At 65.9% G+C, this 14,132-nt stretch carries 12 protein-coding genes and 1 tRNA gene; 5 read left to right on the forward strand and 8 right to left on the reverse strand.

What is annotated here, in order from left to right; genetic code table 11:
• Positions 1-82: 82 nt before the first annotated feature.
• Positions 83-1,381, reverse strand: a complete 1,299-nt coding sequence (locus NC4_RS22320) for a PucR family transcriptional regulator (RefSeq protein ID WP_439957548.1) — start codon at positions 1,379-1,381, stop codon at positions 83-85.
• Positions 1,382-1,426: 45 nt separating this feature from the next.
• Positions 1,427-4,225, reverse strand: a complete 2,799-nt coding sequence (aceE, locus tag NC4_RS22325) for a pyruvate dehydrogenase (acetyl-transferring), homodimeric type (protein ID WP_245721845.1) — start codon at positions 4,223-4,225, stop codon at positions 1,427-1,429.
• A 282-nt stretch (positions 4,226-4,507) separates the two neighbouring features.
• Between aceE and NC4_RS22330 the strand changes: the two genes are divergently transcribed.
• The 4 genes from NC4_RS22330 to NC4_RS22345 all read left to right on the forward strand — a co-directional run bounded on the left by NC4_RS22330 (position 4,508) and on the right by NC4_RS22345 (position 6,375).
• Complete coding sequence (locus tag NC4_RS22330) at positions 4,508-5,065, forward strand: Rv2240c family protein (protein WP_067541469.1); 558 nt, start codon at positions 4,508-4,510, stop codon at positions 5,063-5,065.
• Between the two features lie 194 nt (positions 5,066-5,259).
• Positions 5,260-5,682 (forward strand): DUF3052 domain-containing protein, encoded by a 423-nt coding sequence (locus NC4_RS22335; RefSeq protein ID WP_067541733.1) that lies wholly within the window; start codon positions 5,260-5,262, stop codon positions 5,680-5,682.
• A 90-nt stretch (positions 5,683-5,772) separates the two neighbouring features.
• A complete protein-coding gene (locus tag NC4_RS22340) occupies positions 5,773-6,237 on the forward strand; it encodes a peroxiredoxin (protein ID WP_067541471.1) in 465 nt (154 codons plus the stop codon).
• A gap of 63 nt (positions 6,238-6,300) precedes the next feature.
• Positions 6,301-6,375, forward strand: a tRNA-Val gene (locus NC4_RS22345).
• Positions 6,376-6,384: 9 nt separating this feature from the next.
• Here the strand turns inward: NC4_RS22345 and NC4_RS22350 are convergent.
• The 6 genes from NC4_RS22350 to NC4_RS22375 form a co-directional block, all read right to left on the reverse strand.
• On the reverse strand, positions 6,385-8,031 hold the full coding sequence (locus NC4_RS22350; RefSeq protein WP_067541473.1) for a trypsin-like peptidase domain-containing protein: 1,647 nt from the start codon (positions 8,029-8,031) through the stop codon (positions 6,385-6,387).
• Between the two features lie 6 nt (positions 8,032-8,037).
• Entirely contained in the window at positions 8,038-8,337 is a 300-nt protein-coding gene (locus NC4_RS22355) for a trypco2 family protein (protein WP_067541475.1), read from the reverse strand.
• Positions 8,338-8,422: 85 nt separating this feature from the next.
• Positions 8,423-9,829 (reverse strand): beta-N-acetylhexosaminidase, encoded by a 1,407-nt coding sequence (locus tag NC4_RS22360; protein ID WP_084529611.1) that lies wholly within the window; start codon positions 9,827-9,829, stop codon positions 8,423-8,425.
• Positions 9,829-10,629, reverse strand: a complete 801-nt coding sequence (locus tag NC4_RS22365; protein WP_245721846.1) for a carbohydrate ABC transporter permease — start codon at positions 10,627-10,629, stop codon at positions 9,829-9,831. Before NC4_RS22365 ends, NC4_RS22360 begins: the two co-directional genes overlap by 1 nt.
• A gap of 71 nt (positions 10,630-10,700) precedes the next feature.
• On the reverse strand, positions 10,701-11,657 hold the full coding sequence (locus tag NC4_RS22370; protein ID WP_067541479.1) for a carbohydrate ABC transporter permease: 957 nt from the start codon (positions 11,655-11,657) through the stop codon (positions 10,701-10,703).
• A gap of 8 nt (positions 11,658-11,665) precedes the next feature.
• Positions 11,666-12,985 (reverse strand): extracellular solute-binding protein, encoded by a 1,320-nt coding sequence (locus NC4_RS22375; RefSeq protein ID WP_067541481.1) that lies wholly within the window; start codon positions 12,983-12,985, stop codon positions 11,666-11,668.
• A 326-nt stretch (positions 12,986-13,311) separates the two neighbouring features.
• On the opposite strand from NC4_RS22375, the gene NC4_RS22380 reads away from it, so the two are divergent.
• Positions 13,312-13,998 (forward strand): hypothetical protein, encoded by a 687-nt coding sequence (locus NC4_RS22380; protein WP_067541483.1) that lies wholly within the window; start codon positions 13,312-13,314, stop codon positions 13,996-13,998.
• Positions 13,999-14,132 lie beyond the last annotated feature (134 nt).

The following is a 14,132-nucleotide window of genomic DNA, read 5'->3' on the forward strand; positions in this document are numbered from 1 at the left end:
GAATGAAGCTTCGGAGGGTCTTTTGTGGGGAGTCCACAAAAGGGGAGGTGAGTTGCGCCGATCGTCCGATTCGGTGGACGCGTTACATCCCCTCTTTCGGATCTGTGACTACTGGGATCTCTGAGGTAGGAGTAGGTGATTCGTTACGGGTTCGTGTCAGCCTGCCTATGGTGGCGGCGATACGTAACACGTAGGCATCGCGCGGATTCATCGGATCGCGGCCAGTGATGTCGGCTACGCGCTTCAACCGATAACGCACGGTATTTGGATGGATGAACAGTTGCCGAGCACAGGTCTCGACTGCTCCACCACAATCCAGATAGGCGTCCAAGGTATTGGACAAGTCCGCGGCGGCGGCCATCGGTAACACAATGTTGTCGTTGAGAGCCTCCACAGCGGCGCGGTCGCCGAGCAGAGCTCGCTCGGGTAGCAATTCCGAGGCGTGCACCGGGCGTGGCGCGCCGCGCCAGCCGACGACGGCCTCCATTCCGGCCATGGCTTCCACGGAGCTGATGTGCGCGGCGGACAGCGTGCGTGTCGTGGGGCCGATGACGACCGGGCCGTCGGAGAAGACCTCGCCGAGGAGGTCGGCCAGGAAGGGGGAGGGGTACATGGTGTCGCCCAGATGGCCGCTGACGACCATCACCAGGCGGGTGCCTTGCACGACGGCGAGAGCATTGCGGCCGTGTCGCGCGGCGATGCCGTGTACGGAGCCGACGACCGCCGCCACTTGATCTTTCGGGGGTGTGCCGACCAGGACCGTGGCGGGGGCGGTGGCGTCCCAGTTGAGAGTGGCCGCGCGGGAGAGCATTTCGGGGCCGGTATCGCCGCGCACCACGGCGTCTACGACGAGGGCCTCCAGGCGGGTATCCCACGCGCCGCGGGATTCCGCCGCGCTGGCGTACACCGAGGCGGCCGCGAAACCGAGCTCCCGCCCGTATCGCAGTACCGCCTCGGTGAGCGCCACCAGCTGCCGGTCGTTGCGCGCCAAGGCCGGTAGCCACTGTTCGAAGAACTCCATGGCCACGCGGACCATGTCGACGGTCTGGCGCAGCGTCAGCCGCCGCGCCAGATCGTCCGGGATGACCTGGAAAGCGTCCAGGCTGAACCGGATATCGCTTTCCGGGTCCTGCAACCACTCCAGAAAGTTCACCACCGCCGTCTGCACCAGCAACTGGACTCCCGCGCGTTGCGCGGCATCCAGATTGGCGAAGAACGGCAACCGCTCCTGCATCGAGGCCACGGCCTCGGTGGAGAGCCGACCCGAGAACTGCTTCACCCGCTTGAGCAGCGTGTCGGGAAGCGGATCGCGGGTCTGCCGGTTCGGGGAGAGCGCGCCGGTCGGGAGGTACACCTCGTGTTCGGAGGAACCTTCGTTGATCCGGCGCGGCCTCGGCGGTTTACGTTCCACAGTGTTAATCGTGCGTTATGCGTCGCCACCCTCGGAACCGGGTGCCGCCTTGGGAGCCGCGTTCACATCGTCGATGCTGTACTTGGCGGCGGCCTCGGCGGCCTTGGCCTGGTCGATCTTGCCTTCCTTGGCCAGACCGGACAGCGCGGCCACCACGATCGACGCCGCGTCCACGTTGTAGACACGGCGCGCCGCGGGGCGCGTGTCGGAGAAACCGAAACCGTCGGTGCCCAGGGAGATGAACTGGCCCGGGACCCACTGGCGGATCTGATCCGGGACCGCGCGCATCCAGTCCGAGGCGGCCACGAACGGGCCCTGCGCCTGGGAGAGGACCTTGGTGACATAGGGCAGGCCCGGATCCTGTTCCGGGTGGCGCAGTTTGGCGATCTCCTTGGCGAGGGCCTCCTTGCGGAGCTCGCCCCACGAGGTCACCGACCAGACATCGGCCTGAACGCCCCACTCCTCGGCCAGCATCTGCTGGGCGCGCAGGCCGTCGGGCATGGTGACGCCCGCGACCAGGATCTGGGCGCGCACATCGCCCGCCGCGCCCGGCTTGTAGAGGTAGATGCCCTGCAGCAGGCCCTCCACATCCAGGTTCTCCGGCTCCACGGGCTGTGACTGCGGCTCGTTGTAGAGGGTGATGTAGTAGAAGATGTCCTCGCCGCCGAACTCGCGGTGCTGGGAATGCGCCTCGGGATCGGTGCCGGGCAGGGCCTCCTGATAGCTGTTGGCCACGCCGCCGCCGTACATGCGGCGCAGACCGTCGCGCACGATGTGGGCGATCTCGAAGGCGAACGCCGGATCGTAGGGGACACACGCCGGGTTGGTCGACGCCAGCAGCAGCGAATGACCGTCGTTGTGCTGCAAGCCCTCACCGGTCAGGGTGGTGCGGCCCGCCGTGGCGCCGAGCACGAAACCGCGGGCCATCTGATCCGCGGCCGCCCAGATGCCGTCGCCGGTGCGCTGGAAGCCGAACATCGAATAGAAGATGTAGAGCGGGATCATCGGCTCGCCGTGCGTGGCGTAGGAGGTGCCGACCGCGGTGAAGCTCGAGGTCGAACCGGCCTCGTTGATGCCCTCGTGCAGGATCTGGCCGATGCTCGACTCCTTGTAGGCGAGCATGAGTTCCGCGTCGACCGAGGTGTAGAGCTGGCCGTTGCGGTTGTAGATCTTGAGCGACGGGAACCAGGAGTCCATGCCGAAGATGCGGGCCTCGTCCGGGATGATCGGCACGATGCGCTTGCCGATCCCCTTGTCGCGCAACAGTTCCTTCATGAGGCGGACGAAGGCCATGATGGTGGCGACGGACTGCTTGCCCGAACCCTTGCGGATGGAGCAGTAGGGCTCGTCGCCCGGGAGCTGCAGCGGCTTGGCCTTGGTGCGGCGCTCGGGCAGGTAGCCGCCGAGCTGCTTGCGGCGGTCCAGCAGGTACTGGATTTCCGGAGCGTCCTGGCCGGGGTGGTAGTACGGGGGCAGGTACGGGTCGCGCTCCAGCTCGGCGTCGGTGATCGGAATGCGCTGCACGTCGCGGAACGCCTTCAGATCGTCGAGGGTCATCTTCTTCATCTGGTGCGTGGCATTGCGGGCCTCGAAGTGCTTGCCCAGGCCGTAGCCCTTGATGGTCTTGGCGAGAATGACCGTCGGCTGACCCTTGTGGGCCATGGCCGCGGCGTAGGCCGCGTAGATCTTGCGGTAGTCGTGGCCGCCGTGCTTGAGGTTCCAGATATCGCCGTCGGACAGGCCCTTGACCAGTTCCTTGGTGCGCGGGTCGCGGCCGAAGAAGTGCTCGCGCACGTAGGCGCCGTCATTGGCCTTGTAGGTCTGGAAATCGCCGTCGGGGGTGGTGTTCATGAGGTTCACCAGCGCGCCGTCGCGGTCGGCCTGCAGCAGGGCGTCCCACTCGCGGCCCCAGACGACCTTGATGACATTCCAGCCCGCGCCGCGGAAGAACGACTCCAGTTCCTGCACGATCTTGCCGTTGCCGCGGACCGGGCCGTCGAGGCGCTGCAGGTTGCAGTTGATGACGAAGGTCAGATTGTCCAAGCCCTCGTTGGCCGCGACCTGGATGAGGCCCCGCGATTCCGGCTCGTCCATTTCGCCGTCGCCGAGGAACGCCCAGACATGCTGATCGGCGGTGTCCTTGATGCCGCGATCGTGCAGGTAGTGGTTGAAGCGCGCCTGGTAGATGGCGTTCATCGGGCCCAGACCCATGGAGACCGTGGGGAATTCCCAGAAGTCGGGCATGAGCCGCGGGTGCGGGTAGGCGGACAGGCCGTGGCCCGGACCGCCGTGCGAGTACTCCTGGCGGAAGCCGTCCATCTGGTCTTCGGTCAGGCGGCCCTCGAGGAAGGCGCGGGCGTAGATGCCGGGGGAGGCGTGGCCCTGGATGAAGATCTGGTCGCCGCCGCCCGAGTGGTCCTTGCCGCGGAAGAAGTGATTGAAGCCGACCTCGTAAAGAGCCGCTGACGAGGCGTAGGTCGAAATATGGCCGCCCACACCGATACCGGGGCGCTGCGCGCGGTGCACTATGACCGCGGCGTTCCAGCGAATGTAGGCGCGGAAGCGGCGCTCCACCTCCTCGTCGCCCGGGAACCACGGCTCGTTCTCGGTGGGGATGGTGTTGACGTAGTCGGTGGAGGTCAGCGCCGGGATAGCGACGCGGCGTTCACCGGCGCGCTCCAATAGGCGCAGCATGAGGTAGCGGGCGCGGCCCGGGCCTTCGCGCTGGAGCATCTCGTCGAAGGAATCCAGCCATTCGCTGGTCTCTTCCGGATCGATGTCCGGCAGATATGACGCCACCCCCTCGCGGATCACTCGGACCCGCCCCGCCCCCGCCGGGGTTTGCGCGCCGGTCCGTTGGTGGGACTCGACGAAGAGGTCGGGTGCATCAGGTCGGTCAAGACATTTGCTCCTCGTACACAGGGGTGGGACATCATGGCGTCATTACCCCGGGTAGTCGCTGATGTGCGGCATACCCGTAACGATTGGTTTGGGGCACATCTTACATCCTTGTGCATGATGCGTCCCAGGTCATCATGTCAGACGGAAATCCAGTACGGTCTCCAGGGAACCGGCCGAGGCGGAACGGGGAGGACGATGAAGCTGCTGAACCCGCGCGGGTTCGGGATGTTTTGCACTACTGCGACCCTTGGCGTCGGCTTAGTTCTCGTAGGTTGCGCCAACTCGGTCGAGGGTACTCCGACGGCCGATCAGGCTGCGGCCACGTCGTTTCGGGCCGAAGCGGCTTCGTCTTCGGCGGCGGCCACATCCTCGAAGAAGGCCGCGGCGCAGGCGAAGGCGATAGCTGACAACTGCAATCCGTTCCGGACCACGACCGGGACGGCTGTGGATCGCTACAACGACTTCGTCGACGCCCACGACGGGAACACGGCGGATCAAGCGCAGAAGCGGGACACCGCGGCCAATGCGCTCGATGACGCGGCGCGCACGGTCGAGACACAGGTGAACGCTTCCGGAGCGGACCTGCCGACGGATCTGGCGACCAAGCTGACCGACTACGTGAACGCGGCGCGGGCGCTGGCGGCCGAGGTGCGCAAGATGTCGTCGACTTCCTCGGTCGCGCCGCTCAACGAGGCGAGTCGGACCGTGAACGACGCGCTGAACGCGGTGCGGAGCGCCTGCCCCGCACGGTGAAACCGGTTGTGAGCGGCGCGAATATGGGCGGCGTGTCGGGTGAAATGTGCCCGGCGCGGCGTGTCGGTGCACAGACTCACGGGTCTCACATAAGACATTTGGGGTGCGAATTCGGTCGATCGGCTTGCGCTGAAGGCCATAACCATGTTCGCTTGCAACTACCTATTGTCTCGGGAGTTGAGGAGGACACCACCGTGGTCGCCGCGGCGGACGCGCAGAACTACGCTCAGAAGCTTGGCATTGCACACGGCATGGTGGTTCAGGAACTGGGCTGGGACGAGGATACCGACGACGACCTGCGGGCGGATATCGAAGAGGTCGTCGGCTCCGAACTCCTGGACGAGGACACCGACGAGGTGGTGGACGTCGTACTGCTCTGGTGGCGGGACGGCGACGGCGACCTGGTCGACGAGCTGATGGATGTCACCACCCCGCTCGCAGACGACGGTATCGTCTGGGTCCTCACACCCAAAACCGGCCAGCCAGGGCATGTCGACCCGAGCGAGATCGCAGAATCGGCCACACCGGCCGGACTGACCTCCACCACCCCGGTAAGCCTCGGCACCTGGACCGGTACCAAACTCACGCAGCCCAAAACGCCCTCGAAGCAGCGCTAACTCGCGTCTTCGCTAAGGTTTTCGCCAGACGGCGCTCACCTCTCGGTGAGCCGCCGCCTGCCCGAATGCCCGACAGATGGAGGTTCCCGCATGCCGCTAGAGGTCGGCGTAGTCGCCCCGGACTTCACCCTGAAGGACCAGAACAACCAGGAAGTAACCCTCTCGTCCTTCCGTGACAAGAAGAACGTCCTGATCGTCTTCTACCCCCTGGCCTTCACCGGCATCTGCCAAGGCGAACTCTGCAAGGTCCGCGACGAACTCCCCAAGTTCCAGAACGACAACGCAGAAATCCTCGCCATCTCGGTCGGCCCCCCGCCCACCCACAAAATCTGGGCCGCCGAACAGGACTACACCTTCCCTCTCCTCTCCGACTTCAGGCCCCACGGCGAAGTAGCCCAGTCCTACGGCGTCTTCAACGAAAAATCCGGCTACCCCAACCGCGGCACCTTCGTAGTAGACAAGGACGGCATCATCCGCTTCGCCGAAATGAACGGCCCCGGAGAGCCCCGTGACCAGCAGGCTTGGGAGAAAGCCCTAACCGCGCTAGATTCATAGACCGTTGCCCCGGACCGCAAGGTCCGAGACACCATCCGGCGCCCGGCTACCCGGGACCCGTCCGGGCGTATAGCTCAGCGGTAGAGCACTGGTTTTACACACCAGCGGTCGGGGGTTCGAACCCCTCTGCGCTCACCATTCGATTTGTTAGTCGATCCATTTCCAGAGTCGGACCCATCCGTCGCGGTCTCCTGCCGCTAGTTGTGTGCCGTCTCGGTTGATCGTGATTCGGATGTAGCCGGAGCTGCGGGGGAGGACTGCGCGGTCGTCACGCCGGTTTCCGCGTAGTTGCCATACCTTTCCGCTGGCCAGCCACAGTAGGTGGCTGTTGGGGGTGCAGACCAAGCCCATTGCGCCGGGGAAGGATTGGGTCAGAAGGTCGCCGCTGCCCGCGCGGGGCATGATGGGGAGGCCGGTGTGGACGTCGATGACGCCTGCGGTGCGGGCGGTGACGTAGCCGAGGCGGGTGCCGTCGTAGGACAGCGCGATCTGGATGGCGCGGCCCCAAGCCTGGTCCGGCTCGATCACCGTGTGCGTGGACATGTCCGTGAGCTGGTACACCCGCACCGTGCTGCCGCCTCGCAGGATGTCGGTGGCAACGGCCAGCGTACTGCCGTCGCCGGAGAGCGCCACAGCCACCGCATTGCTGAAGCTCGCGACGGATTCGCCTGCCGCGGTGTGCAATTTGAATCTCCACAACCAGTCGGTAATGGCGTAGCGGCCATTGCTCTGGTGGTTGAGGAAGCCGAGCGGTATCAACCTGACGATTTCGCGCAACTCGCTCTGCTCCTGCACCACGACGGAATGGCCGTGGCGCAGGAATATCTGTGTGCCGTCCTCCTCGCTGGCCGCCACCCGTACGCCGTCGTGCATTCCGCGCCAGGTGCGTGGTGACAAGGACTCGAGCTGGGCGCCGGTATCGGTGCGCCAGCGGCGAATCGGGCCCTTGTCGGCCGCGGCGAACAGACTGCGATCCGGCCCGAAGCACAGACTCGTGACGGAACCATCGAGTTTGTGCTCGAGGATCTGCTCGCCCAGCCGACCGGGCCCATCGGGCAAGTGGCTGCGGTGCGGTGCGTCCACGACAGGCAGTTCTGCCGTGGAGCGCAGCCCGATGAGGTCGCGCAACCGCGCGGCATCGTCCTCGGTCAGATACCGATGCCAGAAGTCGACTCTGCTGGCCGCGAGCTGACCCAAACCGTCAGTGCGATGGTGTGATTGGACCACGCCGATGAGGCAGCCACCGGACCACAGTGCGGATCCTGATATGCCTTCCCAGGGTGACGGGGCGGTACCCGTCGGTGGGTTCGGGAGTTCCGCGGGCTCTGGAAGCCCGACCACGGCCAGCGTGCCCTCCCGGAGATTGGACCAGGGGGAGGTGTGTCCGCGCACATGCGCGGAGTCGCGGTAGCGGGTGGTTTCCAGACCCGGGATCGGCGGGTCCTCGCGCAACTTGAACAGCGGATAGCCCATGAGACTGCATTCCAGCTGCAGGTCCCGCTCCGGGAGTCGGCCGTACTCCACCGGTGGCAGCGCCTGCGAGGGTCGTCGGCTCAGGTCCAGCCGGAGGACCGCGACATCGATTCGTGCATTGCGCCAGACGACAGTTCCGTCGGCCTCCCACTCGCCGGGCTGGTCGGGTCGGAACCGGACCAAGGTTGTATCCGACTCGGCAACAACGTGATTCGCGGTCAGCACATGGTCGGTGGTGACCCGGTACCCCGATCCGCGTGACCCGGTGACGATTTGGGCGACCCGGTCGGCGTCCAACCCACCGGCGCCTCCGGCGCTCATCTACGGTCAGCGTTCGCCGGGAGCCTCGTCGCCCGACACATAGGGACTGCGTCCGGTCGAATTCAGCACCGGGCTCAGCGTGAGGCGCACGGTCTGTGTCCTCGCATCGGCAAGTTTCCCCTGTGCATCCGCGTCCACCACCCAGAAGCGAACCTTCGCACCGGCCCCGGCCTCCCGGGTGACCGCCACCGATGCCTCCAGTTCGATGGGTCCGAGCTCGAATCGCAGATCGTGGCCCGCGCCGGTGGCGATCGCCTGGCTCAGTTCCTCCCGGAGGTCCTGGATGAAGGCGGAGAGTTCGATCACGGGTACCTCCAGCGTGCGTCGGCGAGGGTGGGCGTTCGCAGTAGTATCTTGCGAATTACCCCGCACTGCAACGGTACTGATGCTGCTAGGGAGTCGGCAGGGGTCGGTGTGCGGTGGGCGGGACGTCGGGGCGGGTTTGCCAGGGGTGGGGGCCGTCGAGGGGGCGGTATTTGACGCCGAGGGCGGATAGGCGGGGGAGGTGGTGGTCGCGGAGGCGGGGGAGGAATTCGGTGAAGTTGTGAGGGGGTGGGCTCCAGGCGGTTTCGGCTATCGAGCACAGGCGGGGGAAGGTGGCGTAGTCGATGCGGCGGGCGGTGTCCAGGTGTTCGGTCCAGATTTGGGCCTGGATGCCGAGGATTCGGGGGTTGTCGGCGGGGGTGTAGGAGTGGACGTGTTGGAGGGATTGGACGTAGCCGACCGGGATGGGCTCGGCGGGGTGGTCGGATTGGCGGTGGTCCAGGTAGTAGTGGGATTCGGGGCATAGGACGACCTGGTGGCCTGCTCGGGTGGCTCGGGTGGCTGCGGCGTTGTCGCGCCATGCGCCGATCACCATTGGGGGGAGGGGGGCGATTTCGAGGACCTCGTCCCAGCCCAGGGGGGTGCGGCCGCGGGCTGTCAGGTGGGTGGCCAGGTCGGCTACGAATTGGGCGTGGGCGGGGGTGGCGCCGGGGACCTCGTCGCCGCCTAGGCCGATGAATTGGGAGGGGAAGATGGTGAGGACGTGGTCGAAGACTTGGCGGAAGAAGGTCAGGGAGTAGTTGGAGGGGTGTAGGAGGTTTGTGCTGATGCCCCAGGATGTCCAGACCTCCCACGGGGTTTCGGGGGCGGGGCCTAGGTCGGGGTAGGCGGCGATGGCGGCGCGGGAGTGGCCGGGGATGTCGATTTCGGGGACTACGGTGATTGCTCGGGTGGCGGCGTAGGCGACTATTTCGTGGAGGTCGTCGGTGGTGTAGTAGCCGCCGTGGGGGCGGCCGTCGCGTTCTGGGCCGTCGTGGCGGCCCACCATGGAACCTGTTCGCCAGGAGGCGATTTCGGTTAGGCGGGGGAAGTCGGGGACTTCTATGCGCCAGCCTTGGTCGTCGGTGAGGTGTAGTTGCAGGACGTTGAGTTTGTGTGCGGCGAGCAGGTCGATGAAGCGCAGCACCTCGGCCTTGGTGCGGAAATGGCGGGCGACGTCGAGTAGGCAACCGCGCCAGCTGAATCGGGGGTAGTCCTCGATGACGCCGCACGGGACGGTGAGGGGGCGGCCGGGGATGGGGGCGGCGCGGAAGGCGTCCGGCCCGGCCAATTGCCGGAGCGTCTGCCGGGCATGGATCCGCCCCGCGTTGTCGGAGGTGTGCAGTTCGATGCCGGTTGGGGTGATCGTCAGGCGGTAGCCCTCGGCGGGGAGGGAGGTGTCGGTGCGCTCTACGATTTCGGCGGGGTAGGGGCAGACTCCGGGGAGCGGAGTGGCCGAGACCGGGCGGGGGAGCAGCGTGTCGAAACCTGGCATCAGCCCTTCACCGCCCCGTCGAGACCGGACACCAGCTTGCGTTGCACCAGAATGAACACCACGAGCGCCGGAATCGTCATCAGGGTCGAGGCTGCCATCACTGCGCCCCAGTCCGTGTCCTCCGGCTTGAAGAAGACCAGAACCGCTTGTGGCAGAGTCTGATTCTCGGTCTTCGAGATGATGAACGTCTTGGCGAAGAGGAAGTCGTTCCAGGCGTGGATGAACGACAGGACGCTCACCGCGGCCAGGCCGGGCAGCACCAGGGGGAGCAGGATTTGACAGGTGAATCGAAGTCGGCTCGCGCCGTCGATTTTGGCGGCTTCCTCGAGTTCGACGGGCACCGCGGCGGTGAAACCGCGCAATAGCCAGATTGCCAGCGGAAGGCTGAACACCAAGTCCACCAGAATGATCGAGCCGAGTTCGTTGAGACCGAAGGCGGGGGCGGTGTCGCCGATGGATCGCATCAGGAAGAACAGCGGGATTGTGAGCGCCTCCACCGGAATCATCTGGGCGACGAGGATCATGACCAGCAGCACGGTTCGGCCGCGGAAGCGGAAACGGGTCAGCGCCACCGCGGACAGGAAGGACAGCAGCAGTGAGAATGCCACTACCACAACGGCGATGAGCAGGCTGTTGAGGAAGTAGCGGCCGAAACCGTTCATCGACAGGACCCGGCCGAAGCTGTCCCAACTCGGGGCGAGAGTCCACGGTTTCGGTGCGGCCGATTGGATTTCGCCCGGTGGTTTGATCGCCGACAGGACCATCCAGTACAGCGGGAAGGCGACCAGTCTGGCGATCACCACCGTAATCGTCTCGGTGACCAGACGGCCTACTCGTCGTGGATGAGTTCGGTTGGGCGACAAGGATTTAACTACCATGCGTCGCTCCGTCGCTGGGTGCGTATGTAGAGGCCGGTGATCGACAACAGCAGCAGGGTCATGACGACGCCGATTGCCGAGCCGAGCCCGTATTCCTGTCCGGCGAACGCCTTTTGGTAGGCGTACACGTTGAGGACCAGGTTGCGGCCTGCCACGCCGCCGCCATTGGTCATGACGTAGATCTGGGTGAAGATCTTGAAATCCCAGATGATCGACTGCACCGTCGCGATGAAGGGCAGCGGTCGCAGGATGGGCAGGATCACCGAACGCGTGGTGCGCCAGGTCGACGCGCCGTCCAGGGCCGCGGCTTCGAGCACCTCCCGCGGTATCGCCTTGATGCCCGCGTACATGGTCACCATGACGAACGGGAAGGAACACCAGATCACCTCGGCGGCAACCAATCCGAACGCGCTGAGGGTGCCGTAGGTCCAGGAGTGGCCGTCCATGGAGCGGAAGCCGATGCCGGACAGCGTCTCGTTGACCAGGCCGAAGTCGGTGTCGAACAAGAACAGCCAGACGTAGGAACCGGCCACGGCGGGTGTCGACCACGCGCCGAGTGCGGCGAGGAACAACAGCGTGCGCGGCACCGTGCGCACCCGGGTGGCGAGCACCGCCAGACCGGTGCCGACCGCCAAGGCGCCGATCACGCAGACCGCGCCGAACCCGAAGGTATTGGCCAGCACCGTCCAGAACTGGCCGTCACCGAGCAGCTCGCGATAGTTGCCCAGCCCGACCCAGCGCGGCGGCGCCGCGCCCGCGGCCTGCTCCTGCCCGTAGTCGTAGAACGAGATCAGCACGATCTGATAGATCGGATATACCAGGATCGCGAGCAGCAGCAACCCGGCGGGGGCGAGATACAGCCACGCGGTGACGGTATCCCGGTGCAGGCGGCGGGGTTTCGGGACGGGTGGGGTGGCCGGGTTCAGCACCGGCAGTTCAGTGACAGCCATGGGTGGGCCTACTTGAACGCCTTGTTCATCTCGGCCGCCGCGGTATCCAACGCCGGACCGGGAGCTTCGGCGCCGGTGGAGATCCGCTGCAGCGCGGTGGGCAGGATGTTCTGGCTGTCGATCTTCGACCATGCCGGGGTGATCGGCACGAACTTCGTTCCCGCCTGCAGGGTTTGGACGAACGGCAGCAGGAACAGATCGTTCGCCGCGAGCTTGTTCTGGACGCCGCTCAAGGTCGGCAGGTTGCCCATCGCCTGGTACATCTTCTCCTGATACTTCGGGCCCGCGAGCAGTTCGGCGAATTCGACTGCCAGGCCGCGCCGTTCGCTCGCCTTGAACACCCCGAGCAGGTTGCCGCCCGCGAAGGCCGGGGCGACCGAATCGGTTCGGGCGCCGGGTAGCGGGATCACCGCGTAATTGCCTTTGACCGCGCCCTGATCGATTGCCTTGCGGTTGAAGTCGCCGCCGATGGTCATTCCGGCTTTGCCGCCAGTGAAGGCGGTGACGCTCTGGGTGCCGGTGAGATCGGCGCATTGCGCGGGCGGGCAGATGCCGTCATGGATCAGTTCGGTGTAGCGGGTGATGCCTTCCTTCGCCCGGTCCGAGTTCACCGCGGCGTTCCAGCCGCTGCCGTCATTGACGGCGAGTTCACCGCCGTGCGCCCAGAGAAACGGCAGCATGGCGTAGGTGTACTTGCCGCCGACCGCGATTCCGTACAGATCGGGTTTGGCGGCGCGGATGCGGCGGGCGGTGTCGGCGAGTTCGGCGAGCGTCGACGGTGGGCGCAGTCCTAGTTCGGTGAACACATCGGTGCGGTAGTAGAGCGCGCGAATACCGGTGAACCACGGCAATCCGTAGGTTTTGCCATCGAATTTCGCCGTGTCGAGTACCGAGCCGATGAGGTCCTTGCCTTCCGGCCAGGACGCGATATCGCCGCTGAGATCGGCGAACGCGCCGGTGACGGCGTACCCGGCGAGATCGGTATTGCCGAACTCGGCCAGATCGGGGGCGTTGCTCGGATCGTTGAACGCGCCCGCGAACTTGTCGGCGCGGGCCGCGACCGGCACCCACTGCACATCGACCTCGACATCCGGCTTGCCCGAGGTGAATTCGGCGATGGCCTCGTTGATGACCGCTTCCTTGGGTGCGCGGTTGGCCTCGTCGAACAGCCAGACCCGGACGGTGCCGGTCTTCGCGTCGCCGCCCTCGCCCGCCGGATTCGACTGCACCGGTGCGCATCCGGCGAACAGGAGTATCGCGGCTCCGGCGATGAGTGCGCGTTTAGTCAGTCCGCCAACGACTTTCGGCCGGAAGTCTCGGTGCGACATCAGGTACCTTCTAAGGTCACGCTCAACGATTGCAAATTATGCAACGATCATTGCGGGTTATGCCATCTAAATTTTAGCATCAACCTGGATCACATTCAATAGGCGCATGTGGCCTGCTTCACACTCTGCGACACTGGGGGAGTGACCAGTCGCAGTCGCGAGCGAGTGTTCGAACGCCTGGTTCGGTTGGCGGAGGCGGAGGTCGATACCGCCGAGTTGATCGATGCGGCCGGGGCGCTGCTGGCCGCGGCCGTGCCGCACGATGCGGGGTGCTGGCACACAATGGATCCGGGGAGCTTCATCGAGACCGGTATCGGGCGCACAATATGCCCGCGCCGGATGCCGGGGTGGCTCGGTTCGCCTATCTTCCGGAGGACTACAACTCGTTTGCCCGCTTGGCCGGAGGGCCGCGGCACAGCGGGGTGCTCAGCGAGGTGACCGGCGGGAAGTTGGATCGGAGTGTCCGGTACCGGGAGTTGTTGCGGCCCAACAATATTACCGGGGAGCTGCGGACGGCTCTGATTGCCGACGGGGAGTGCTGGGGGAATGTTTCGCTGTTTCGGGAGGCGCCGGGCGACTTCACGGGTGACGAGCGGGACTTCGCCAATGATCTGGCGGGAGTGCTGGGGCGGGGGCTGCGCCGGGCGGGCGTGCGGGCTCGCGCGGTGCCGGGCGGGGTGAATCGGTGGCCGGGCGTGGTGGTGCTGGGCGCGGCGGGGGAGGTGGTGTCGGTGTCCGAACCCGCGCGGTCCTGGCTCACCGAGTTGGGTGCGGGTGACGCGTCCGCGGGAGAAGGAGCGCCGTTCGCGATGTTGGCGCTCGCGGAGCGGGCTCGGGTCGAGGGGCGGGCCTGGGCCCGGGTACTGGCGGATACCGGGCGGTGGGTCTCGCTGCATGCGTCCGCGGAGGGGGGATCAGGTGGCATTCGTGGTGCAGGAAGCCAATCCGGGGGGCGATGGCCCCACTGCTGTACGCGGCGTTCGGGTTCACTGCCCGGGAGCGGGAGATCGTAGATCTCGTCCTGGCGGGATGCAGCACGGGGGTGATCGCCGAACGGTTGTTCATTTCCCGTTGACCGTGCAGACGCATTTGACCTCGATATTCGTCAAGGCCGGGATTCGGAGCAGACGGCAGCTCACCGGACTGC

Source organism: Nocardia crassostreae (genome assembly GCF_001613405.1).
GTDB lineage: Bacteria > Actinomycetota > Actinomycetes > Mycobacteriales > Mycobacteriaceae > Nocardia > Nocardia crassostreae.